This window comes from Sandarakinorhabdus sp., from assembly GCF_040398665.1.
Classification (GTDB): domain Bacteria; phylum Pseudomonadota; class Alphaproteobacteria; order Sphingomonadales; family Sphingomonadaceae; genus Sandarakinorhabdus.
In genome coordinates this window covers 276,880-301,506 of record NZ_JBBATQ010000001.1, presented here as the reverse complement: position 1 = coordinate 301,506, position 24,627 = coordinate 276,880, and the positions used below count along the sequence as shown (strand labels likewise).

General features: G+C 64.8%; 18 protein-coding genes. 6 read left to right on the top strand and 12 right to left on the bottom strand.

The features are described 5' to 3' along the window. Positions 1 to 10: 10 nt before the first annotated feature. From ABWP22_RS01385 to ABWP22_RS01365, 5 genes are read right to left on the bottom strand one after another with little or no spacing between them, the layout of a single operon-like run. The gene (locus ABWP22_RS01385; RefSeq protein ID WP_353198133.1) at positions 11 to 289 is read right to left on the bottom strand and encodes an HPr family phosphocarrier protein; all 279 of its coding nucleotides are present in this window, start codon (positions 287 to 289) and stop codon (positions 11 to 13) included. Further along, positions 286 to 687, bottom strand: coding sequence for a PTS sugar transporter subunit IIA (locus tag ABWP22_RS01380; protein WP_353198132.1), 402 nt, complete (start codon positions 685 to 687; stop codon positions 286 to 288). The genes ABWP22_RS01385 and ABWP22_RS01380 overlap by 4 nt, the downstream gene beginning before the upstream one ends. Further along, a complete protein-coding gene (rapZ, locus tag ABWP22_RS01375) occupies positions 684 to 2,027 on the bottom strand; it encodes an RNase adapter RapZ (protein ID WP_353198131.1) in 1,344 nt (447 codons plus the stop codon). The genes ABWP22_RS01380 and rapZ overlap by 4 nt, the downstream gene beginning before the upstream one ends. Positions 2,028 to 2,043: 16 nt before the next feature. Continuing rightward, a complete protein-coding gene (locus tag ABWP22_RS01370; protein WP_353198130.1) occupies positions 2,044 to 3,582 on the bottom strand; it encodes a sensor histidine kinase in 1,539 nt (512 codons plus the stop codon). 3 nt (positions 3,583 to 3,585) lie between these two features. Next, on the bottom strand, positions 3,586 to 4,323 hold the full coding sequence (locus ABWP22_RS01365) for a response regulator transcription factor (protein ID WP_353198129.1): 738 nt from the start codon (positions 4,321 to 4,323) through the stop codon (positions 3,586 to 3,588). A 200-nt stretch (positions 4,324 to 4,523) separates the two neighbouring features. On the opposite strand from ABWP22_RS01365, the gene ABWP22_RS01360 reads away from it, so the two are divergent. From ABWP22_RS01360 to ABWP22_RS01350, 3 genes are all read left to right on the top strand, one after another. Continuing rightward, positions 4,524 to 6,125: a phosphoenolpyruvate carboxykinase gene (locus ABWP22_RS01360; protein ID WP_353198128.1), complete on the top strand. Its 1,602-nt coding sequence runs from the start codon at positions 4,524 to 4,526 to the stop codon at positions 6,123 to 6,125. A 161-nt stretch (positions 6,126 to 6,286) separates the two neighbouring features. Next, positions 6,287 to 9,586: a TonB-dependent receptor domain-containing protein gene (locus ABWP22_RS01355; RefSeq protein WP_353198127.1), complete on the top strand. Its 3,300-nt coding sequence runs from the start codon at positions 6,287 to 6,289 to the stop codon at positions 9,584 to 9,586. An 88-nt stretch (positions 9,587 to 9,674) separates the two neighbouring features. Beyond that, entirely contained in the window at positions 9,675 to 11,660 is a 1,986-nt protein-coding gene (locus ABWP22_RS01350) for a DNA/RNA helicase domain-containing protein (RefSeq protein WP_353198126.1), read from the top strand. On the opposite strand, the gene ABWP22_RS01345 is transcribed toward ABWP22_RS01350, so the two are convergent. From ABWP22_RS01345 to ABWP22_RS01320, 6 genes are all read right to left on the bottom strand, one after another. After that, the gene (locus tag ABWP22_RS01345) at positions 11,657 to 12,400 is read right to left on the bottom strand and encodes a phosphoadenylyl-sulfate reductase (protein WP_353198125.1); all 744 of its coding nucleotides are present in this window, start codon (positions 12,398 to 12,400) and stop codon (positions 11,657 to 11,659) included. The two genes, ABWP22_RS01350 and ABWP22_RS01345, sit on opposite strands and share 4 nt — an antisense overlap. Next, positions 12,393 to 12,818 carry a DUF934 domain-containing protein gene (locus ABWP22_RS01340; protein WP_353198124.1) on the bottom strand — a complete coding sequence of 142 codons (426 nt, stop codon included), beginning with the start codon at positions 12,816 to 12,818 and terminating at the stop codon, positions 12,393 to 12,395. The genes ABWP22_RS01345 and ABWP22_RS01340 overlap by 8 nt, the downstream gene beginning before the upstream one ends. Beyond that, positions 12,811 to 14,442 (bottom strand): nitrite/sulfite reductase, encoded by a 1,632-nt coding sequence (locus ABWP22_RS01335; protein WP_353198123.1) that lies wholly within the window; start codon positions 14,440 to 14,442, stop codon positions 12,811 to 12,813. The genes ABWP22_RS01340 and ABWP22_RS01335 overlap by 8 nt, the downstream gene beginning before the upstream one ends. Then, positions 14,442 to 14,729, bottom strand: coding sequence for a DUF2849 domain-containing protein (locus ABWP22_RS01330; protein WP_353198122.1), 288 nt, complete (start codon positions 14,727 to 14,729; stop codon positions 14,442 to 14,444). The genes ABWP22_RS01335 and ABWP22_RS01330 overlap by 1 nt, the downstream gene beginning before the upstream one ends. Beyond that, positions 14,714 to 15,487, bottom strand: coding sequence for a uroporphyrinogen-III C-methyltransferase (gene cobA, locus ABWP22_RS01325; protein ID WP_353198121.1), 774 nt, complete (start codon positions 15,485 to 15,487; stop codon positions 14,714 to 14,716). Before cobA ends, ABWP22_RS01330 begins: the two co-directional genes overlap by 16 nt. Positions 15,488 to 15,578: 91 nt before the next feature. Further along, positions 15,579 to 18,146, bottom strand: coding sequence for an Rne/Rng family ribonuclease (locus ABWP22_RS01320; protein WP_353198120.1), 2,568 nt, complete (start codon positions 18,144 to 18,146; stop codon positions 15,579 to 15,581). Positions 18,147 to 18,572: 426 nt separating this feature from the next. Between ABWP22_RS01320 and ABWP22_RS01315 the strand changes: the two genes are divergently transcribed. After that, on the top strand, positions 18,573 to 20,801 hold the full coding sequence (locus ABWP22_RS01315) for a S9 family peptidase (RefSeq protein WP_353198119.1): 2,229 nt from the start codon (positions 18,573 to 18,575) through the stop codon (positions 20,799 to 20,801). A 57-nt stretch (positions 20,802 to 20,858) separates the two neighbouring features. On the opposite strand, the gene rpsD is transcribed toward ABWP22_RS01315, so the two are convergent. Next, positions 20,859 to 21,470 carry a 30S ribosomal protein S4 gene (gene rpsD / locus ABWP22_RS01310; RefSeq protein ID WP_353198118.1) on the bottom strand — a complete coding sequence of 204 codons (612 nt, stop codon included), beginning with the start codon at positions 21,468 to 21,470 and terminating at the stop codon, positions 20,859 to 20,861. A gap of 256 nt (positions 21,471 to 21,726) precedes the next feature. Between rpsD and rpoZ the strand changes: the two genes are divergently transcribed. Together rpoZ and ABWP22_RS01300 are read left to right on the top strand one after the other, a co-directional pair. Beyond that, a complete protein-coding gene (gene rpoZ, locus ABWP22_RS01305; RefSeq protein ID WP_353198117.1) occupies positions 21,727 to 22,068 on the top strand; it encodes a DNA-directed RNA polymerase subunit omega in 342 nt (113 codons plus the stop codon). A gap of 392 nt (positions 22,069 to 22,460) precedes the next feature. Further along, positions 22,461 to 24,569, top strand: coding sequence for a RelA/SpoT family protein (locus tag ABWP22_RS01300; protein ID WP_353198116.1), 2,109 nt, complete (start codon positions 22,461 to 22,463; stop codon positions 24,567 to 24,569). Positions 24,570 to 24,627 lie beyond the last annotated feature (58 nt).

Sequence of the window (24,627 nt, the reverse complement as noted above, 5' to 3'; positions counted from 1 at the left end):
AATCCCCGGCTCAATCTTCCCCGAACTTGTCCGTCACCAGGCCGACAAGCTTCGACAGCGCGGCCTCGGCCTCGCGCCCCGTCGCGCTGATCTCGATGTCGTCGCCCAGGGCGGCGGCCAGCATCATCAGGCCCATGATCGACGTGCCGGTGACGGACGCGCCATCGTGCGCAACGGTCACGTCCGCGTCGAAGCTGGAGGCGAGTGTCACGAACTTGGCGCTGGCCCGTGCATGGAGCCCGCGGCGGTTGCTGATCGTGACCCGAACCGGGCCGGCAACCTCGCTCAAGCCGCCTCACCCAGCATGCGGCTGGCCACGGCGATATATTTGCGGCCGGCATCCTGGGCTGCCTGCACGGCGGCGGCGACCGTGCCGGTCTTGCGCACGCTGGCCAGCTTGATCAGCATCGGCAGGTTGACGCCGGCGATCACCTCGACCTGCGGGCCGAGCAGCGAAATCGCGAGATTGGATGGCGTGCCGCCGAACATGTCGGTGAGGATGATGACCCCCTGGCCGCTGTTGCAGGCGGTGACGGCGTCGGCGATGTCGGTGCGGCGCACCTCCATATCGTCATCGGCGGCGATGCAGATCGCCGCCACGCAGGGCTGCGCGCCAACGACATGCTCCATGGCGGCCCGAAACTCGGCCGCCAACCCCCCGTGGGTTACCAGAACCAATCCGATCATTGGTCGCTGCCCTCACGCCCTTCGACTGAGTCTGTCAATGGGGCGCCTGCCACAACGGCGGCATCGCCCGCCAATTTTGCGATATCCCGATGCACCAGCGCCACGGGTTGCCCGGCCGCCACCAGCCGCGCCGCCAGATCGCGCGCGGTGGCAACACTGCGATGGCGCCCGCCGGTGCAGCCAATGGCAATCGTCAGATAGGCCTTGCCTTCGCGGGCATAGCCGGGAAGCAGGGTGCGGATAAGATCATCGAACTTGGTGAGCGTGGCGGCATAAAGCGGATCGGCTGCGACAAACGCCGCCACCCGGTCATCCTCGCCGGTCAGGGGCCGCAACGCGACATTCCAGTGCGGATTGGCCAGGAAGCGGACATCCAGCACCAGATCGGCATCGCGCGGCAGGCCGGCGGCAAAGCCGAAGCTGAGGATGGTGACGGTCAGCCCCGGCGACAGGCCGCCGAACCGCTCTGCCACGCGGGCGCGCAGATCGGTCACCGACAATTCGGTGGTGTCGATGACCAGATCGGCCCAGCGCCGCAGCGGCATCAGCAGGTCGCGCTCCGCGATGATGCCATCGATGGCCGGGCGATCCAGGCTGAGCGGGTGGCGGCGGCGGGTTTCGGAAAAGCGCCGGATCAACACATCGTCGGCGCAATCCAGGAAGATCAACCGCACATCGCGCCCCGCATCGCGCAGCGCCGCCACGCGCGCCGCCAGCGCGGTGGGATCGAAGGCGCGGGTGCGGGTGTCGATGCCCAGCGCCAGCGGGCGGCCAGCCACGCCGGCGATCAACGCATCGAGCAGCGACAGCGGCAGATTGTCCACCACTTCATGCTCGGCATCCTCCAGCGCGCGCAGCACGGTGGATTTGCCGGCACCCGAAAGGCCGGAGATGATCAGGATCGGCTGGCTCACGCCGCGACTTGTGCCGGGAAGCCCGTGGCTTGCCAAGGCCCGCGCCGCGCGCTGCGGCGCCGAATCGCCGAACGGATCAAAAGCCAGCATGGGCAGGGTTACGCCCGCCACCGGAAATTGTTCAATGTCGGGCATGCGGCCGGGGGGTCGGCCAAGATCCAGCACCAGCGCGATGGGGGCAGGCGCCGTCGGTTCGGGGACGATGCCCAGCCCCCGCACTTCCAGCAGACCGGCCAGCCGCGGCGGCGCGCTCGCCACAGGTCCGTGTTCGCAAGCCGTCACCACCACCCGATCATCAGCCACCAACTGCCAGCCACACGCCACCAGACGCAGTGCCAGATCGGATTTGCCGGCACCCGATGGCCCCAGCAGCAGCACGGCGCGGCCATCCAGCGCAACCGCCGTGGCGTGCAGCGTTTCAGGCATGGTCTTTGGCACCGGATCAGGCCGCCGGCAGCAACACGCGGAACCGGCCGCCGCCACCTTGGGCCTCCTCCACCACGATCTGGCCGCCGTGCGCGCTGACGATGGCGGCGGCGATCGACAGGCCCAGCCCGGAATGGCGGCCAAAATCCTCCGTCGGCGGCCGTTCGGAATAGAATCGGCGGAAGATGTCGCCGCGGTTGGCCGACGGCACGCCGGGCCCCTGATCGGTGACGACCAGTTCGACCTGTTCACCAACACGATCAACGGCAAGGGTGACGGTTCCGCCGTCTGGCGAGAAGCTCAACGCATTGTCGATCAGGTTGCGCAGCACTTGCGCCAGACGGCTGGCGTCGCCTTCGATCATCACCGGCGCCGGCAGGCCGGCGCGCTGCACCGCCAGCCCCCGGGTCTGCCCATGCGCCTGTCCGGCGATGCCATAGGCGCTGACCAGGCCATCGGCGAGCGCGCCGGCATCGACCGGCTGGAATCCGGTGCGCGACAATTCCGCATCCAGCCGGCTGGCATCGGCGATATCGGTGATCAGCCGATCGATGCGCCCGACATCATCGCGGATCACGTCCAGCAACTGATCGCGCAACGCCGGCTGTTCGACCTGGCCCAGCACATCGACCGCCGAGCGCAGCGAAGCGAGCGGATTCTTCAGCTCATGGGCGACATCGGCGGCAAAGGCTTCCGTGGCATCGATCTGCCGCCTGAGCGCGATCGACATGTCGGAAACGGCGCGGGCCAGCGCGCCGATCTCGTCGCGGCGATCGGGCAGGCGTGGCACCACCACTTCGCGCCGCCGGCCCAGCCGCACCCGGTGGGCCGCAATCGCCAGCAAGCGCAGCGGGCGCACGATGGTGCGTGTCAGGTAAAACGACAGCCCCAGGGTCAGTCCCGAAACGCTGAGCAGGAGCCAGAAGGAGGTGAGGCGTTCGGCCCGCAGGATGCGTGACACATCTTCGGCATTGTCCATCAGATGCACCACGCCAAGGCCCGGCACGGGCACCGCGGCCCCCACGATGATGCTGCCATCGATGGCGCGGCGCAGTTCCGTGGCGGGCTGGCCGGACTGGCGCGCCACCTGCACCTCGCGCCACTGGCCGGCACGATCCGGCACGGCCTCGGCATAGTGCGGCAGCGTGCGCGCGCTCAGCAACTGCTCGAGAAGCCGGTCGATGAATTTTGCCGATGCGCGCTGCCAAGAATAGCCATCGGGATCTTCGATGGCAAAGCGGCGCGTGGGCTCGAAGCGCCAATTGTCGGTCAGCACGCCGCCGTCGTTTGCATAAAGCCGCACGCGCGTGCCCCGCGCAAAGTTCAGCCGTTCAAGCCCGGCAGGAAGATCGCCCGCGAGACCGGCAATCGCCAGGGCTTCATTCGATATGGCGTTCGTGCGTTCATCCAGCAGGCGGGCGCGCACCGTATCGAGATAGAGCAGCATGATCGCCAGCACGATCACCGCGAGCAGGTTCACCGCAAAGATGCGGGCGCGCAGCGAACCAAAGCCGAGGCCCCGGCGCCATTCCTGCACCGCCTCCTCTGCCCTCACATCCTATTCCTCGTTGAAACGGTAACCGACGCCATACAAGGTCTCGATGGCTTTGAACTGGTGATCAACCGCGCGGAATTTCTTGCGCAACCGCTTGATATGGCTGTCGATGGTGCGGTCATCGACGTACACGTCATGGGCATAGGCCGCATCCATCAACTGGTCGCGCGACTTCACGAAACCGGGCCGTTGCGCCAAGGTTTCCAGGATCATGAATTCGGTGACCGTCAAGGCCACATCGCCGCGGCGGCCTTCGCCGGCATCCCAATACACGCGGTGGCGCGCCGGATCCATGTTCAGCCGCCCGCGCACGATGGGATCGACCACGATGTCATCCGCGGCATCGGGCGCGGCGCGCCGATTGGCGGTGCGGCGCAGCACGGCACGGATGCGTTCGATCAACAGGCGCTGGCTGAACGGCTTGCCGATATAGTCGTCGGCGCCCATGGCCAGGCCGAGCGCTTCATCGATCTCGGTGTCCTTGCTGGTCAGGAAGATCACCGGCACCTGGCTTTTCTCGCGCAGGCGACGCAGCAGCTCCATGCCGTCCATGCGCGGCATCTTGATATCGAGCACCACCAGATCGGGCAGATTTTCCAGCAGGGCTTTCAGGGCGCTATCGCCGTCAGAATAGAGCCGCACCGCAAAGCCTTCGGCCTGCAGCGCGATCGACACCGACGTGAGGATGTTGCGATCATCGTCGACGAGGGCAATCGTGGGGACAAGCGTGGTCTGGTCCATCGTCGCCTATGTGAAGCGACAGCGCGTCTTTCGCAAGTCCAGCGCGTAGATTGCACAGGCCGCGCGCAAATTCAGCCATGTCAGCATTGTCCATGCTACGACGTTTTGACGGATGTTAACGTGTCGGCTATGCGGGCCGCCATAAAAGGTCGGCTCGGCTTTTGGAGGCGAGTTTGGCCCCGGAATTCAGGAGTAGAATCGTGCCATCCACTATTGTTCCCGCCTTTGGTCTTGCATCGCAGGGCTATGCCACGCCCGCCAGTCTGCACTGGAATCTGGCCACGGGCCCGCTGGTGGAACTGGCCGTGCAACGCGGTGAAGGCATGTTGTCGGAACATGGCGCGCTGGTGGTGAAAACCGGCAAGCACACCGGCCGCAGCGCCAACGACAAGTTCATCGTGCGCGATGCCGAAACCGATGGCACCATTTGGTGGGACAAGAACAAGAGCATCACGCCCGCGCAATTCGCCGCGGTGAAGGCCGATTTCCAGGCCGCGCTGGCGCAGAAGGCCGATCTGTTCGTGCAGGATCTGTTCGGCGGCAGCCAGCCCGAGCACCGGGCGCGGGTGCGGGTGATCACCGAACATGCCTGGCACAGCCTGTTCATCCGCACGCTGCTGGTCCGCCCCGGCGCCGATGAACTGGCGGATTTCGTACCGGAATACACGATCATCGATCTGCCGTCGTTCCGCGCCGATCCGGCCCGTCATGGCTGCCGCAGCGAAACCATCGTGGCGGTCGATTTCACCAACAAGACCGTGCTGATCGGCGGCACCGCCTATGCCGGCGAAATGAAGAAATCGGTGTTCTCCATCCTGAACTATCTGCTGCCGGAACGCGGCGTGATGCCGATGCACTGTTCGGCCAATATCGGCCCGGATGGCGACACGGCGATCTTCTTCGGCCTGTCGGGCACCGGCAAGACCACGCTGTCCGCCGATGCCAGCCGCACGCTGATCGGTGATGATGAACATGGCTGGTCGGATACGGCCGTCTTCAACTTCGAAGGCGGTTGCTATGCCAAGATGATCCGGCTGTCGGCCGAAGCCGAGCCGGAGATTTACGCCACCACGCGCCGGTTTGGCACGGTGCTGGAAAATGTCGTGATGGATCCCGACACGCGGGTGATCGATCTGGATGACAACAGCCTGGCGGAAAACAGCCGCGGTTCCTATCCGATCGAATTCATCCCCAACGCGTCGGCCGACAACATGGGCCCGGTGCCGCGCAACATCATCATGCTGACCGCCGATGCGTTCGGCATCCTGCCGCCGATATCCAAGCTGACGCCGGATCAGGCGATGTATCACTTCCTGTCGGGCTACACGGCGCGCGTCGCCGGCACCGAAATCGGCGTGACCGAACCGGATGCCACCTTCTCCACCTGTTTCGGTGCGCCGTTCATGCCGCGTCACCCGTCGGTTTATGGCAATCTGTTGAAGTCACGCATTGCCAAGGGCGGCGTGGATGTGTGGCTGGTCAACACCGGCTGGACCGGCGGCAGCGCCACCGCCGGTGGCAGCCGCATGCCGATCAAGGTGACGCGCGCGCTGCTCAACGCCGCGCTCGACGGCAGCCTGAAGACGGCGGAATTCCGCACCGATGCCAATTTCGGCTTTGCGGTGCCGGTGGCGGTGCCGGGCGTGGACAGCATCATCCTCAACCCGCGCGAAACCTGGGCCGACAAGGCGGATTATGATGCCAGGGCCAAGGCGCTGGTCGGCATGTTCATCGCCAATTTCGCGGCGTTCGAAGCGCATGTCGATCAGAGCGTGCGCGAAGCGGCCCCCAGCGCCGCCTGAGCAATCGGCGGCGCCAGCGCTGTGGCCGATGGGCCACATCCGCAACACAATGTGCGCCGCCTCACGAATTACGCACATTGCCCTGTTGTCATGGCAACGCTGCGGCGCAACAAAAGTGCCGCAATTGTCAGGATAGGGGCGATACCGTGTTGAACAAGAAAATGCTGCTGCTTGCTGGTTCCGTGCTGGCTGGATCGCTGGCCACCGCAACCTTGGCGCAGGATCAGACGACCGCTGCAGCCGCCGAGACCGCCGCCGAAGAACTGGTGGTCACCGGCTCGCGCCTCAAATCCAGTCCAAACGAAACCTCGGCCTTGCCGATCACCACCGTTGATGCCGCCGCTTTGCGTGCACTGGGCAACAGTGATCCCACGGCCACGTTGCGCCAGATTCCGGCGCTGCTTGCTTCGGGCACTGTGGCCGATTCCATCGAGCGCGGTGCGGGCGGCATTGGCCAGGCCACACTGAACTTGCGCCAGTTGGGCGCCAACCGCACGCTGGTTCTGGTCGATGGCTATCGCCATGTTGCCGGTGTTGCCGGCAGCCAGACGGTCGACGTGTCGACCATCCCGAATGCGCTCATCGAACGGGTCGACGTCCTTACCGGCGGCGCTTCGGCTGTTTATGGCGCCGACGCTGTCACCGGTGTGGTCAACTATGTGCTGAAAAAGAATTTCCAGGGGCTTGCCCTTGATGGTCAGTTCGGAATTTCCGATTTTGGCGATGGCAACAGCTATCGGCTGGAAGGCACCTGGGGCACCAACTTTGCAGACGGCAAGGGCAATGTCACCTTCTCGGCCGGCTACACCAAGGACGAGGAAATCCTGTTCTCGGCGCGGCCCTTCACGGCTGACAACGGCCGCGGCAACAACAGCACCACCTATGCCAACCCGTTCCGCCGGTTCCAGAAAGGCGACATCAACGCCGCGACCATGCCGAACTTCGCCAACTATTACCGCGTCGGTGGCCCTGGCCCGCGCACCAGCCGCATCGCCTTTGGTCCCTCCATCCCGACCGCGGCGCAGTTTGCCACCCAGTTCCCTGGCGTTACCCCGACAGCGGCGGAAAGCGCCCTGATGGCCCGCGCCGCCGGTGCGCCGTCGCTGGTTATTGGCAGCCAGCCAGCCTTTGGTATCTCGTCCAACGCCGGCCTGATCTTCCGCGGTGATTTCGCCCGCTTCACCACCGATCTCAACAACAATGGCATCGCGGACTGCAACGAAAGCTTTGTTGGTTGGACCGGCTTTGGCGGCGGCGGTTGCTACGTCTCCACCCCCGGCGGCGGCGTGAAGATTTTCCAGGACGGCATCATTTCCACCAGCCAGAACCAGTTCGGTGGCGATGGCGCCCCGGAACGCGTCAATGCCCAGTCCTTGATCCCCGGTTCGGAACGCATCTATGCCAACTTCCGCGGCAATTATGAATTCTCGCCCGCTGCCGAAGTGTTCATCGACGCCAAATACACCCGCAACAATGCGATCAGCCGCAGCGCCTACAACAGTTTCTATGATACGCTGCTGATCACGCCCGACAACCCGTTCATCCCGACGGTGCTGCAAGGCCAGGCCGATGCCGGCGGCGGCCTGCGCGTCTCGCGCGACATGACCGACCTGGGCGACGGCATCAGCCGGGCGCGCCGCGAAACCTATCGCATCGTGGCGGGCGTGCGCGGCGAAATCAGCTCGCACCTGAATTATGAAGTGGTCGGCAACTGGGGCCGCACGGACAACGCGAACACCTTTGAAAACGCCGTGCTCTATGATCGGCTGTTCGCTGCCATCGATGTGGTGCGTGGTCCCAATGGCCAGCCAGTCTGCCGCGTCAGCACCGGAAACACCACGCCGCATCCGGGCTCGGAAACCTTCCCGCTCATTGCGCCCGGGTTCTTCAGCTTCCGCCCCGGCGACGGCACCTGCGTGCCGGCCAACATATTGGGCGGTGCCAATTCGATCAGCAAGGCCGCGGCCGATTGGATCACCGCGCCGACCACCAACCGCTTCCGCCTCGAACAGACGGTGCTGACGGCCCTGTTCACCGGCGATACCGGCGGTTTCCTCAACCTGCCGGGCGGTGCCATCCAGTTTGCCTTCGGCGGCGAATATCGGAAGGAAGAATCCACCTCCACATTCGATCCGCTGGTGCTGGGGATCATCCCGCAAACCGGCCCGGCCAACATCGTGGGCCGGTTCATCGGCGATGTGGAGCCCACCAACCAGTCGCTGATCTTCGATCCCACCAACCGCACCAACAATGCCGGTGGCAGCTTTGACGTGAAGGAAGTGTTCGGCGAAGTGAAGGTGCCGATCCTGAAGGACACGCCGTTCTTCCATGAACTCACCGTGGGCGCGGCGGCCCGCTATGCCGATTACTCGACCATCGGCGGCGCTCTCACCTGGAATGTCAGCGGCACCTGGGCCCCGATTGAGGACATCAAGTTCCGCGGCACCTATGCCCGCGCCATCCGTGCGCCCAACATCACCGAATTGTTCGATCCGGCGCAGGGCACCACCTTCCGGCCGTCCGATCCGTGCGATCTGATCAACCAGAATGTGAACCCGGGCCGTCGCGGCAACTGCCTTGCCGCCGTGACGGCGCTGGGCATTGCCAATCCCGCGACCTTCCTCGCCAATTACAATGATCCGCTCACCGGCCGTTTCGGCGGAACCATCAGCGGCAATCCCAATCTGCAGGAAGAAAAGGCCACCACCTTCACGGTGGGCACCGTGGTTCAGCCCCGCTTCGTGCCGGGCCTGACGCTCAGCGCGGATTATTATTCGATCAAGATCACCAACGCCATTCAGGCGTTGACCGCGCAGAACATCGTGGACACCTGCTACGACAACACGCAGTTCCCCAACAGCTTCTGCTCGCTGTTCGAACGCATCGGGCCCACGGCGCCGGGCAACACCTCGGCCAATCAGCCCAATCTGTTCGGCTTCCGCACCCTGCGTCAGACCCAGTTGAACTTTGCCAAGATCGAAACCGCCGGTGTCGATTTCTCGGTGAACTATCGCTTCACCTTGTGGGACAAGAACAACATCAGCCTGGGCCTGAACGGCAACTGGACCAAGCAGGTCAATCGCTTCTTCGATCCGACCAATCTCAACAACATCAATCCGGCGCTGCGCGAATTGTCGGTGCCTGAATGGGCAGGCGTCGGCTCCGTCAACTACAACCGCGGCGCCTTCAGCTTCGGCTATAATGTGCAATATGTGCAGTCCACTGCGGCCGCCAGCGCGATCCAGATCGAAACCATCGACACGCAATTCGGCCCGGCCGGGTTCGCACCGGATTACTGGATCCACAACATCAACTTCAACGTGGATATCCTGAAGGACCGCTTCAGCGTCTATGGTGGCGTCAACAACCTCACCAACGCTGCGCCCTATCTCTCGTCGTCGGCCTATCCGGTGTCGGGGATGGGCCGCTTCTACTTCGTGGGCATCCGCGCCAAGCTCTGATGCGAAGGGCCTGAAACGCGAAAGGGCGGCCCGCAAGGGCCGCCCTTTTTCGTTGCTGCATCCCCTCTAGCCTGGCAGCCTGGCGAGGATGAAGCGCGCCTGGTTTGATGCTCCTGCTGAAGTCTTCGCCAAGCTGGATCCGCTGACGATTCTTGGTGCGCTGTCGTGTTCGCCTTTTGCCGATGAGCCGGCGCAAAAATCCGCCTGGCAATTCGAGGTGGAACATCTGCAACCCATTGCCGCTGCTTTGCCCAACGCTCATTTCTTTCTGGAATTCGGCATTCCCCGCATGGGCCGCCGGGCGGACGCGCTCATTGTAGCGGGCAGTCTGATTTTCGTTCTGGAATACAAGGTCGGTCGGCGTGACTTTCCCATCCACGCGCGTGAACAGGTCCATGGTTATGGTTTTGATCTCAAGGTCTTCCATCAAACTAGCCACGACAGGACCATCATTCCGATCTTGATCGCCACCAAGGCCCCGGCCCAACCGTTGGAACTTGGCTTTGCCCATGAAAATGGCGTGCTGGCGCCGATCAATTGCGCGCCCAAGGATGTGCTGCCCACCCTGCAACGCTTCATCGCCATGGACAGTGCGCCCGCAATCGACCCGGATGTGTGGGCAGAAGGCCGTTATGCACCGACACCGACCATTATCGAGGCGGCAGAGGCGCTCTATGCGGGGCATGACGTTGACGAAATCTCTCGCCACGAAGCCGGAGGCGAGAACCTCGCACGCACGTCTGCCGCCATTGAAGCCATCGTGAATCAAATGAAGGCTGAAGGCGCGAAGGCCATTTGCTTTGTCACCGGTGTGCCAGGTGCGGGCAAGACGCTGGCGGGCCTTAACATTGCTGCTGGGCGCTTGAAGCGGGACATTGGCGAGGATTCCGCCTTGCTGTCCGGCAATGGGCCCTTGGTCGAGGTATTGGCCACGGCGCTAGGCCGGGATTTTCGTGACCGTGCCAAACGCCGTGGGCTCAAGAAGGACCAGTTGCATCTGCTGGGTCGGGCACCTGACAAGCTGATTCAGGCAGCCCACCGGTTCCGGTCTGATTATCTGAAGGACAAGGGGCCGCCACCAGAGCATGTGATTATCTTTGACGAGGCCCAAAGAGCCTGGGGTCGCACCAAGGCAGCCCGTTACATGGCCGGGAAGGGCCACCATGATTTTGATCAATCCGAGCCATCCTTCTTCCTGTCGGTTATGGACCGCCGGCCGGATTGGTGCGTGCTGGTTTGCCTGATCGGAGAAGGTCAGGAGATCCATGATGGCGAGGCCGGCGTCGCCGAATGGGTACGTGCGCTACAGGCTGATCGGCGGCACTGGCGAATTTTTGCGCCGCCCAAGCTGCTGGACACGGTGGGCCAACTGGATCCGGTGTTGATCCACTATCTTCAGCAGGCCGAAACTGTGCCTGATTCCCGCTTGCATCTCGACGTGCCGGTGCGCTCCTTCCGGTCGGACAAGGTTGCGCGATTTGTCGCCGCAATCCTTGCAGAGGACGCGGATGCGGCGGCGGCCTGCCGGCCAGACGCCTGCGACTTTCCGATCTACTGGACCCGTTCGATCACCGCGGCGCGTCACTGGTTGCGGTTGCAGCGCCGGCCCAACGAGCGATCCGGGATGCTGGCGTCATCAAACGGGCTGCGATTGAAGCCGGAAGGCCTGTTTGTGAAAGCGCGAATCGATGGGCCGGTGTGGTTCCTCAATCCGGCGCACGATGTCCGCTCTTCGTCGGCACTGGAAGAGGTCGCAACCGAGTTTGACGTGCAGGGTCTGGAACTGGATTGGACCTGCATTGCCTGGGATTTGAACCTGCGCCGCACCGACCACTGGCATGCCCGCGAGTTTGAAGGCACCAAGTGGCGTCAGGTCAGCCAGAGCAGCAGCGGGATCAGCAAGGCCGATTATGTGAAGAACGCTTATCGCGTGCTGCTCACCCGGGCGCGACAGGGGATGGTCATCTTCGTGCCGAGAGGTGATGCCGCCGATGAAACGCGCCCGCCGATAGAATATGACGAGATTGCCAACTGGCTGACGTCCTGCGGAATTCCGGAACTGCTCTCAGCTTAAGGCGACCGCTGATGGATCCCGCATTCGGTCTTTTCGAGGCCGGGCCAGCGGCCGGCGCGGGGGTCCTGGCCGGGGAGGACTTTGGCGGTGCAGGGCACGCAGCCAACGGAGGGGTAGCCTTGCGCTTCCAGTGGGTGGAGCGGCAGCTTGCGGGCGGCAAAGGCCGCATCCACCGTTTCGCGGGACCAATCGGCGAAGGGATTGATCTTCAAGCGGCCTTCGTCGATCTCGAAACGCGGCAGCGCAGCCCGGGAGCGGCCCTGATAGGCCTTGCGGCCGGAAATCCAGGCTCCGAACGGCGCCAGTGCGCGGCGCAGCGGCTCCACCTTGCGCAAATCACAGCAGCCATCGGCATCATAGCGCCAACGGGTGCTGGTGGCATCCTTCTGGGCCAGCAGGCGCGGATCGGGGCGATAGACGCGCAGATCGGTGAAGCCCAACTGTTCGGCCAGCGTGTCGCGATAGGCGAGGGTTTCGCCGAAGATCTTCTGGGTGTTGATGAAGATCACCGGCACATCCTTGCTGGCCGACGCGACCAGATCGAGCAGCACCGCCGATTCGCTGCCGAAGGAGGAGACCACGGCAATGCGGTCGTTGAGTTCGCCAAGGATGAGGTCGGCCAGCATGTCTTGCGCCGGCACGGCGGCATAATGCGCCGTCAGCCGATCGGCGTCGGCTGCCGTGAACAGCGGCGCGGTGTCGATGCTGTCGACCGCGCGCTGCCGGGCGGCCTCAGGCACCGCGCAGCGCCCAGACCGGCGGGCGGCCATCGGCGGCCTTCATGTAGACATGGGCGAAGCGTTGCAGCGTGCGCGTCACCACGGCCGGATCGAACGGCAGATCGGATCGCACGGCATCGAAACCGGCGCGCACCAGAAAGCCGAGCTGATCGATCTTGAGATCACCGACAGCGCGGATTTCGCCCGTGAATCCGGCCTCACGCAGGATGCGCGCGCTGCTGAAGCCGCGGCCATCGCGGAATTTGGGAAAGACGATGTCGATGCGGTGCAGCGTGGCGAGGTGCGGGATCAGCGCGCGGGCGTCGTCGGCCGGTGCCAACTGCACGGCAGTGTCGCCCTGCTGGTGATCGACGAGCGCAACCGCCGCCGCATCATGCACGGCATCGTCACGCAGGCGGAGCAGATGGGAATCAGCCATATACGGCCTCCTTGAACGGGGCGGCGCCAACCCGGCGGTAGGTATCGAGCAGGCGTTCGGCCGGGTCGCTGCGCAGGGCCTTGTAGCAATCGACGACCTTTTCGACGGCGACGACAATGCCGTCTTCATCGAAACCGGGGCCGAGGATCTTGGCCAGGCTGGCATCTTCGGCACCGGAACCGCCGAGCAGCAGCTGGTAATTCTCGTCACCCTTGCGATCGACGCCCAGGATGCCGATGTGGCCGGCATGGTGGTGGCCGCAGGCGTTGATGCAACCGGAAATCTTGATCTTCAATTCGCCCAGATCGGCTTCCTGCGGCGCCAGTTTCACCGCCAGTTTCTGCGCGATCGGGATGGAGCGGGCATTGGCCAGCGTGCAATAATCAAGGCCGGGGCAGGCAATGATGTCGGACGCGCGATCGAGATTGGCGGTGGCCAGCCCAGCCCCCACCAGCGCCTGCCACAGCGTGAACAGATCGGCGCGCCGCACATGCGGCAGCACCAGATTCTGCGCGTGGGTGACGCGGATTTCATCGCCGGCATATTGCTCGGCCAGATCGGCGATCAGGTCCATCTGATCGGCGGAGGCATCGCCGGGGATTTCGCCGGGCGCCTTCAGGCTGATGGTGACGATGGCATGGCCGGGCACCTTGTGCGGGTGCGTGTTCACCGCCACCCAGTTGGCGAAACCCGCATCCGACAGATCGATATCGGCCGGCGCGTCGGCGTCCAGCGCGGGCGGGGCGAATTGCGCCACGATGCGCGCCAGTTCGGCGGCCGGCGCATCAAGCCCGAGCGGTTTCATCTGCGCCCACTCGGCCTCCACCTGCGCGGTGAATTCGGCCGGGCCCAGATCGTTCACCAATATCTTGATGCGCGCCTTGTAGATATTGTCGCGCCGACCGTGGCGATTGTAGACGCGCAGTATCGCTTCCATGTAGCTGAGATAGTCGGCCATCGGCAGATAGTCGCGGATGACATGTGCCAGCAACGGCGTGCGGCCCATGCCGCCGCCCACCAGCACCTTCATGCCGATCTCGCCCGCATCATTGCGGATCAGTTGCAGGCCGATGTCGTGCAACTGGATGGCGGCACGATCGGTATCCGAACCGGTGACGGCAATTTTGAACTTGCGCGGCAGGAAGGAAAATTCCGGGTGCAGCGTCGACCATTGCCGCAGCAGCTCGGCATAGGGGCGCGGATCGGCAATTTCATCTGCGGCGGCACCGGCGAATTGATCGGAACTGATGTTGCGGATGCAATTGCCGCTGGTCTGGAAGGCATGCATTTCCACGCTGGCCAGATCCGCGAGCAGATCGGGCGTCTCTTCCAGCTTCATCCAGTTGTACTGCAGATTCTGGCGCGTGGTGAAATGGGCATAACCGCGATCATAGCGCCGGGCGATATGGGCCAGCATGCGCATCTGCCGCGCGCTGAGTGTGCCATAGGGGATGGCGACGCGCAGCATATAGGCGTGCAGTTGCAGATAGAGACCGTTCATCAGCCGCAGCGGCTTGAAGGCGTCTTCGCTGATTTCATTGTTCAGCCGGCGCTGCACCTGGTCGCGAAATTCCTCGACGCGGGCATCGACAATGGCCTGATCATATTCGTCGTATTTGTACATCAGATCGCGTCCACAGGCAGGGAGGGCAGGGCAAAATCGGGGCGGACACTGGGGCCGACGGCGCGCACGCGTTCGCGCGTGGAGCGCGGGCGCCAGCCGGTGTCGGTGGCGTCCACATCGACCAGCACCAGATCATTGATGCGTTCCGCCGCGGTCAGGCGGGCGACCAGCGCCTCGGCTTCGTCACCAAGCGCCACGGCATCGTTCAGGTGCAGGCTCCAGTCGTTGCCGGTCCACCACAGCACATCGCCGGTTTCCAGGCGGTTGCCGGTCAATACACGGGGCATGGGATTTCCTTTGCAAGGGCAAGTGCTTTGGCCGGCAGGGTGGCGACAGCGCCGACGATGATCAGCGCCGGCGATTCGATGGCTTCGCGCGCCACCAGATCGCCGAGATCGGCAAGCAGCGACGTCACCATGCGCTCCCCGGCCTGGGTGGCGCGTTCGATCACCGCGACCGGCGTTTCGGGGGCGAGGCCGTCGGCCATCAACTTGTCGGCAATGGCCATGGCGCCGGCCAGGCCCATGTAGATCACCAGCGTGCGGCCCTTGCCGGCGAGGCCGGCCCAATCCTGATCCGCCAGCCCGCGACATTCGCCGGCCACGAAGCTGACGATGGAGGCATGATCGCGGTGGGTGAGCGGCAGCAGCAGCGACGCCGAAGCGCCATTGGCGGCCGAAATGCCGGGAATGGCTTCCACCGGTACACCGGCCGCCTGACAGGCCACCACTTCCTCACCGCCGCGACCGAAGATGAAGGGATCGCCGCCCTTCAACCGCACCACGATGTTGCCGGCGCGCGCCTCGGCGACCAGCAACGCGCCGATCTGGTCTTGCGGCAGCGTGTGGCGCGCCCGGCGCTTGGCAACGCCGATGCGGCGGGCAGCGGGTGGGATCAATGCCATGATGTCTGGGCTGACCAGCCCGTCGTGCACCACGACATCCGCCGACGCCAGCGCCCGCACGGCCCGCATGGTCAGCAGATCAGCGGCGCCAGGGCCGGCGCCGACCAGAATCACACGGCCTTTCGGAGAGGGATCATCCATGTCCCCCCTTGCCGCAGCCGGCGGCAAGGGGGGAGCAAGGCTTTCTTTTGGTGGCGTTAGCGCAAGTTGGGCGTGGCCGCGCGGCCCGCGGTCATTCCGTTCCGAACGTGCGCTGCCACCAGCCCTTGCGCGGTGCCGGCGCCGGCTCGGCTGGTTCTTCGGACACCGGAGCAGGCGCTGCCGGCGCTTCGGCTGCGACCGGTTCGGCGGGTGCTGCTGCCGGCGCTTCTGCCGCCGGTGCATCGGCCTTCTTGCGGCGGCTGCGCTTCGGCGCGGCGACGACTTCCGGCTCCGGCGCGGCGGCGATCACCGGCTGCTCCGGCTCCGGCGCTGCAACGGCGGCCTCAACAATGGCCTCTGGGGCAGCATCTGCCTTCTTGCGGCGCGATCGGGCCGGCTTGGCTGCAGGCGTTTCGGCCGCGGCGGCGGGCTCTGGTGCCGCTGGAACCGGCTCGGCGGGTTCCGCGGCGACCGCTGCGCCCTCGGCGGCTGGCTTGCGGCGGCTGCGCTTCGGCTTGGCCGGCACATCGGCTACGGCTTCGGCCACGGTTTCCACGACCGGCGTTGCCACCGCCGCGGGGTCGCTCGCGTCTTCGCCGGCGCCATCGCCCGCACCATCCGTCGTGCGATCGGCGGTGCCGCGACGGCCGCGACGGCCACGGCGGCGGCGCTTGCGACGCGAACCGTTGGAGTCACCATTGTCGCCCTGGTCATCACCATCGGCATCGCCGCCATCGTCGGCTTCACCGGAATCATCGCCCGCTTCATTCGCGTCCGCAGCCTCGGCAGGGGCGACATTGGTGTCTTCGCCGTCCTCGCGGCGGCCGCGGCCACGCCGGCGCCGACCACGCCGACCACGCCGATCGTCGCTCTTGCTGTCCCGGCTGGATTCGTCGCGGCCTTCGTCCCCGTCGCGATCCCCGTCGCGATCGCCGTCGCGATCATCGTCGCCGTCGGCGTCGCTCTCGTCCAGTTCCGGCTCGTCATCCACGTTCTGGATGGCCGGCAGCGGTGCCATGTCCACGCGCTTCGAGGGCGGCGCGCCGCCGGCATCGATCTCGAAATTCGGCCCGATCAGGCCATCGTCCGGGCGCGTCAGGATGGCGACGCCATAGAGTTCTTCCAGCTCGGCCAGCTCGATGCGCTTGCGATTGAGCAGATAGACCGCCACCTCTTCGCCGGCGCGCAGCGACAATTCGCTGTGGCGGCCGCGCAGGGCCTCGGCCTCCAGCGCGCGCAGGGCGGCCAGCGCCGCCGACGCCACCGAACGCACCATGCCAGTGCCTTCGCACATCGGGCAGATATGGGTGGAGGCTTCCAATATGCCGGTGCGCAGGCGCTGCCGGCTCATTTCCATCAGGCCGAAGCTGGAAATGCGGCCGATCTGCACGCGGGCGCGATCATTCTTCAACGCTTCCTTCATGGCCTTTTCGACCTTGCGGACGTTGGAGCCATTTTCCATGTCGATGAAATCGATCACCACCAGCCCGGCCATGTCGCGCAGGCGCAGTTGCCGGCCGATTTCGTCGGCGGCTTCCAGGTTGGTCTTGGTGGCGGTTTCCTCGATGCCATATTCGCGCGTCGAACGGCCGGAATTGATGTCGATCGACACCAGGGCTTCGGTCGGGTTGATGACGAGATAGCCGCCGGATTTCAGCTGCACGACCGGCTGGTACATGCTCTCCAACTGGCCTTCGACGCCGAAGCGCTGGAACAGCGGCACCGTGCCCTGATATTCCACCACCTTGGCGGCGTGGCCGGGCATCAGCATCGACATGAAGCGGTGCGCGGCATCGAAACCGGTGCGGCCTTCCACCAGCACCTGTTCGATATCGCGCGTGTAGATGTCGCGGATGGCGCGCTTGATCAGCCCGCTGTCTTCATGGATCAGCGCCGGGGCCTGGCTGGCCAGCGTCTTTTCGCGGATTTCATCCCACAGCCGGGTCAGATAGTCGAAATCGCGGCGGATATCGGCGGCGCCGCGCTTCAGGCCGGCGGTGCGCACGATGGCGCCCATGCCCGATGGCAGGTGCAGATCGGCCATGATCTGCTTCAGGCGTTTGCGATCCGCCGGATTGGAAATCTTGCGCGAAATGCCGCCGCCGTGCGCGGTGTTGGGCATCAGCACGCAATAACGGCCGGCGAGCGACAAATAGGTGGTCAGCGCCGCGCCCTTCGACCCGCGCTCTTCCTTCACCACCTGGATCAGCATCACCTGGCGGCGACGGATCACCTCCTGGATCTTGTAGCGGCGGCGCAGCGCCATGCGCTTGCGGCGCAGGGATTCGGTGGGCTCGTCATGCTGCCCGCCGGTTTCCAGCACATCGTCGTTTTCGTCGCCGTCATCGTCGTGGCCATTGTCATCGGCGGCCAGTTCGGCTTCTTCGCGCAGCAGGGCTTCGCGATCTTCCTTGGGGATCTGGTAATAATCCGGGTGGATTTCGGAAAACGCCAGAAAGCCATGGCGATTGCCGCCATATTCCACAAAGGCGGCTTGCAGCGAAGGTTCGACCCTGGTGACCTTGGCGAGGTAGATATTTCCCTTCAGCTGACGCTTGTCGGCTGATTCGAAATCAAACTCCTCGATGCGTTGGCCATTGACCACGGCCACCCGTGTTTCTTCCGGGTGGCGGGCGTCGATCAGCATGCGATATGACATGAAAATGCTCCGTAGCGCGCGGCCATGCGCCCGAGCCCGGCAAACGGGCGGCGTCAGAACGGCGCGAAATGAAAAAGCCGGCATCGGGCCGGAGAGAGGCAAAAACAGCGGCAAACGAGCGCGATGCGGCCAAAACACCGTCAGCCGTGCAACGCGTGGTGCGCGGTGCGTCAGCCTGGGGGTGCGTAGCGTTCATTCGTATCCCTGCAACTGGGTGCTGTGCCGACGAGCGGCTCCAGCCTGTCTTCAGCGCGGCTCCGCCAAACACCAGACCCGAAACATCAAGCCTCTGGGCTGGCAGCGCGGAAGCGCGCAGAAAACGGCAGCGCACGATGCGCTGTGATCTTTCTGCTAGCAGGCACTTGGCGGTGCGGCAAGTGTCCGGCATTGACGCAACATCTTGGCGGGGATTTGGGAGGCGATGTCATGGTATCCGGCTTTTGGTGGACTGCTGCTGCGGTGGCGCTGGTGACGGCCCAAAATGCGACGCTCGCGCAGACGAGCGCCCAAACCGCCGTGCAACCGGCGCCGCTCACGCTTGAGCGCGTGTTTGCGTCACCGGCGCTGACCGGCGCGCGGCCGCGCGTGCTGAAATTGTCGCCCGATGGCCGGTTGGCCACCTTGCTGCAGAATCGCCCCGATGATCGCGCCCGCTTCGATCTGTGGGCGGTGGATACCGCCACCGGCGCGCGGCGCATGCTGGTCGATTCCACCCGTCTGGCCGGCGGGCCGCTTTCTGAAGCCGAGCGCATGAACCGCGAGCGCCAGCGCATTGCCGATGTGCGGGGGATCGCCGATTACGCCTGGGCGCCAGACAGCAAGCGCTTGCTGGTGCCGGTGGATGGCGATCTGTGGGTCGCGGGCCTCGATGGCCAGGTGCAGCGGTTGACGCAGACGCCGGACACCGAAACCGATGCCAGATTGTCGCCCAGGGGCACATATGCCAGCTTTGTGCGCGATGGCCGGCTGTTCGTCGCCGATCTGGCCACGGCACAGGCACGCGAGGTTGCGGGCGAATCCGCGCCGGGCGTGCGCTGGGGCGCCGCGGAATTCATCGCGCAGGAAGAATTGGGCCGCTTCGATGGCCATTGGTGGTCCCCCACCGACGCCCGCATCGCCGTGGCGCGTGTTGATGAAGCGCCGGTCAACCAGGTCACCCGTGCCGCCATCGGTGCCGATGGCACGCGATTGTTCACCCAGGCCTATCCCGCCGCCGGCACCGCCAACGCCGATGTGTCGCTGTGGATCATCAACCCCGATGGCAGCGCGAAGGTGCAGGTCGATCTCGGGCCGGACAAGGACATCTATGTGGCGCGCGTTGCCTGGGCGCTCGATGGCAAGACGCTGTATGTGCAGCGACTGCCGCGCGATCAGAAACGGCTGGACATATTGGCGGTCGATCCGGCCACCGGCGCGTCGAAGATCATCCACAGCGAGACCAGCGCGACGTGGATCAATCTGCACGACATTTTCCGGCCGCTGAAGGACGGCAGCATCCTGTGGGCCAGCGAAGGCGATGGCTATCGCCATCTTTATCGGCTGGCCGATGGCCGCGCGCAGCAACTGACCAGCGGGCGCTGGGTGGTCGATGATCTGGTCGGCGTGGACGAAAAGCGCGGCCGCTTGTGGTTCACCGGCTTTGCCGATTCCACGCTTGAAAGCCATGTCTATGCGCTCGATTGGCAGAAGCCGGCGGCAAAGCCGGTGCGACTGACGGCGCCGGGTGGCTGGCACGAGGCGGTGATGGATGCCGCCGGGCAGCGCCTGATCATCACGTCGACCACGCCGCGCCAGCCGGCGCAGGTCTGGCTGGCCGATGGCACCGGCAAACGCCTGGCCTGGGTGATCGAGAACAAGCTGGACGCCAGCCACCCCTATGCGCCCTATCTCGCCGCGCATATCGAGCCTTTATTTGGCACGCTCACCGCTGCCGATGGCCAGGCCATGGACTGGCGGCTGTTGAAGCCCAAGGGTGCCGGCCCGTTCCCGGTGCTGATGCAGGTCTATGGCGGGCCGCACGCGCAGAATGTGCATCGCCGCTTCCCGGCGCCGATCGAACAATATCTGGTGCAACACGGCTGGGCGGTGTTCCAGCTCGACAATCGCGGCAGCAACAACCGCGGCAAGGCATTCGAAGACCCGATCAACCGCGCCATGGGCGGCGTGGAAGTCGCCGATCAATTGCAGGCGCTGGCCTGGGTCAAGCAGCAGGCGTGGGCCAGGGCCGACAAGGTGGCGGTGAACGGCTGGTCATACGGCGGGTTCATGGTGCTGAAACTGCTGGAGGCCGCGCCGGGCGCCTTTGCCGCCGGGATCGCCGGCGCGCCGGTGACGCGCTGGGAATTGTACGACACCGCCTATACCGAACGCTATCTCGGCAATCCGGCGAAGGACCCGGTGCCGTATCAGACGTCGGGCGCGCTGCGCGATGCCACGAAGATCGCTGATCCGCTGCTGCTGATCCACGGCATGGCCGATGACAATGTCGTGTTCGAAAATTCGACGGCGCTGATGTCAGCCTTGCAGCGCGCCAACCGGCCGTTCGATCTGATGGTCTATCCCGGCGCCACCCACGCCACGCCGGGGCTGGAACTGCATACGTGGATCACGCGGCTGAAGTTCCTCGGGCGCACGGTGTCGCCGACGGGGTATTGAAACGAAAAAGGGCGGCCCCGATGGAGCCGCCCAATTCTTCCGGACGATGGCCCAAAATTACCGCGAATAAAATTCCACGACCAGGTTCGGTTCCATCTTCACCGGGTACGGCACTTCATCGAGCGTCGGGATGCGGACGTAGGTGGCCTTCGGGCCTTCCACGGACACATATTCCGGCACGTCGCGCTCGGACAGGCCTTGCGCTTCGAGCACCAGTGCCATTTCGCGGGCCTTGGCGCCCAGTTCGATCACATCACCCGGCTTCAGGCGGGCCGAACCGATGTTGCAGCGGCGGCCGTTGACCAGGATATGGCCATGGTTGACGATCTGGCGGGCGGCGAACACGGTCGGCGCCCACTTGGCGCGGTACACCGCGATATCGAGACGCTGTTCGAGCAGGCCGATCAGATTCTGCGAGGTATCGCCCTTCATGCGCACCGCTTCGGCATAGACCTTGCGGAACTGCTTTTCGGTGACGTCACCGTAATAGCCCTTCAGCTTCTGCTTGGCGCGCAGCTGCAGGCCGAAATCGCTGACCTTGCCCTTGCGGCGCTGGCCATGCTGGCCGGGGCCATATTCACGCTTGTTCACCGGGCTCTTGGGACGACCCCAGATATTCTCGCCCATGCGGCGATCGAGCTTGTATTTCGCGTTGGAACGCTTTGACATGTTGAGTCCTTGGCTTTGCGACGACGTTGTTCCCGGTCCCGCCGCGCCAGCCCACAATATGCCAAAAACATGATTGCCACTGGCGTGGGCCACCACTTCACCGGGGTGTGGGGCCAAACGCGAAGCGCGCGGCTTAGGGGGGTGCATGGCCAGAGTCAAGGTTGCGCGGCTGATCGCCGGCCAATTTCCTTGACTTTGCGGGCACAACTGGTCACCAGCACCGCTTCATTCGATTTTGATTCCGGAGCCAATCCCCATGGCACGTGTGACTGTAGAAGATTGCGTCGACAAGGTGCCGAACCGGTTCGATCTGGTGCTGCTGGCCGCGCACCGCGCCCGCAACATCTCGTCGGGTTCGGAACTGACCATCGATCGCGACCGGGACAAGAACCCGGTGGTGGCGCTGCGCGAGATCGCCGAGCAGACCGTCCGTCCCGCCGACCTGCGCGAATCGATGACGCTGGGCATGCAGAAGGTCCAGGCCGAAGATGATGACACGCCCGATGTGATCGGCTCGCTGTCGGCATCGGCCGAAGCGCTGCGGATCACCGCTGCGCAGCCGCCGCGGAACCAGAACATGGGCGGGGATTACGAGTAAGGCGGCTGAAAATAGCGCAGCTGTTTTCAGGCTCGCCGCACGCCGGCCGGCGACCAAAAAAGGCGGCTCCCCAGCCGCCTTTTTCGTGAGTCGTCCGACCCCGGATCAAGTCCGGGGCAAGCATTGCGGCTTTGCCGCGCTCTTTCTTTCTATCTTCCTTCAGCAAACGCAGCGGACTCGGCGGCTCCGCCGCCGGCCGCGCCCGCAAAACCCAAACGTCGGCCCTGCGGCACACCCCACCCCCAGCCCCTCCCGCAAGCGGGAGGGGAGCAGATCGTACACGGACCATACGGCTCCCCTCCCGCTTGCGGGAGGGGCTGGGGGTGGGCAGTGGTCGCATATCCACTGTCAAAGCTTGCGCCCCCATCCAATCCCCTTCACGATGGAGGGCTATGTTGCGCCAGTATGAGTTGGTCGAGCGGGTCAAGGCTTATGACCCGGAAGCAGATGAGGATCTGCTGAACCGCGCCTATGTGTTTTCGGTGAAGGCGCATGGCAGCCAGTTGCGCGCCAGCGGCGACCCTTATTTCAGCCATCCGGTGCAGGTCGCCGGCATCCTCACCGACCTGAAGCTGGATGACAAGACCATCGCCTGCGCCATCCTGCACGACACCATCGAGGATACGGTGGCGACGCACGAGGAGATCGAGCGGCTGTTCGGGCCGGAGGTCGCCCGGCTGGTCGATGGCGTCACCAAATTGTCGAAGATCGAGGCGCAGACGGAAAGCGAGCGTCAGGCGGAAAATCTGCGCAAATTCCTGCTGGCGATGTCGAACGACATCAGGGTGCTGCTTGTCAAGTTGGCGGACCGGCTGCACAACATGCGCACGCTGCATCACATCAAGAAGGAAGAAAAGCGCCGCCGCATCGCGCGCGAAACCATGGATATCTATGCGCCGCTCGCCGAGCGCATCGGCATGTACGGTTTCATGGAAGAAATGCAGGAACTCGCCTTCCGCCAGCTTGAACCCGACGCCCACAAGACCATCAGCCAGCGCATGGACCGGCTGCGCGAAACGACGGGCGCCAATGTGCATCGCATCAGCGGATCGGTGGAAGCCGTGCTGCGCAGCAAGGGGCTGGCCGCCAGCGTGACGGGGCGGGAAAAGCGGCCCTATTCGATCTGGCGCAAGATGCAGGCGCGCCAGATGAGTTTCGAACAATTGTCGGATGTGATGGCATTCCGCGTGATCGTCGATGATGTCACCGATTGCTACCGCGCGCTCGGCATCGTGCACGGGCGCTGGCCGATGGTGCCGGGGCGCTTCAAGGATTTCATCTCCACGCCCAAATCGAACGGCTACCGATCGCTGCACACATCGGTGCTGCTCGGCAGCGAGGCGGCGCGCATCGAGGTGCAGATCCGCACCGCGCTGATGCACGAAGAGGCCGAATATGGTCTGGCGGCGCACTGGGCCTACAAGCAGGGCACCGAAGGCGCTTCGGCGCGCGAGGCCTATCCATGGATCGATGATCTGCTCGATGTGCTGCAGGACGCCGCCAATCCGGAAGAGCTGCTCGAAAATGCCCGGCTGGCGATGTTCCAGGATCAGGTGTTCGTCTTCACGCCCAAGGGCGAACTCTACCAGTTGCCCGGCGATTCGACGCCGGTCGATTTTGCCTACGCCGTGCACAGCGATCTGGGCGACAGTTGCGTGGGCGCCAAGGTGAACGGCCGCGTCGTGCCGTTGCGCACCCGGCTGGTGAATGGCGATCAGGTCGAGATCATGAAGGGCAAGGTGAAGGCGCCCGATCCGGCCTGGGAAGGCTTTGTCGCCAGTGCCAAGGCGCGCGCCGCCATCCGCCGCCATGTGCGGCACAAGCGCCGCGAGGAGCTGCAAGCCATGGGCAGCAAATTGCTCGACGCGGTGGCGGGGCGGCTGCGGGTGGCGCTTGGCGACGACATCATGGGGCCGGCGCTGGGCCGTCTGAAGCTGCAGGATCGCAGCGCGCTGGAACTGGCCATGGCCGAAAACCGCCTGACCGACGACCAGGTGGCCGAAGCGCTGGTGCCGGGCGCGGCCGTGCGCCCGGCGCGGTCGCGCAGCAGCAAGGCCAAGGCGGCCGCTGCCATCTCCATCGAAGGCCTCACCCCCGGCGTCGGCTTCCTGCTGTGTGATCACTGCCGGCCGGTGCCCGGTGATCGCATCGTCGGCAACCGCGCCCCCGATGGCCCGATCAGCGTGCATGTGATCGATTGCGATCTGCTCGGCGACGAAGCCGGCGAGTGGCTGGATGTGCGCTGGGGTGCCGAAACCGCCGGCGCCGCGGCGCGGATTGCCGTGGTGGTGCACAACCAGCCCGGCGCGCTGGCCAGCCTCGCCGCCAGCATTGCCGCGCACAACGCCAATATCGTCGGCCTGGCGCTGAAGCACCGTGACCGCGAATTTCACACCGACATCCTCGATATCGAGGTGGAGAATACCGCGCATCTCGCCACGCTGATGGCGGCGCTGCGCCAGGTGAAGGCGGTGGTGTCGGCGGATCGGGTGCGCCAGTAAAGCCGCTTGGCAAAGCGGGTTCGGCCTGCCAATCGCCCAGCCATGGGCCATGAAGGGT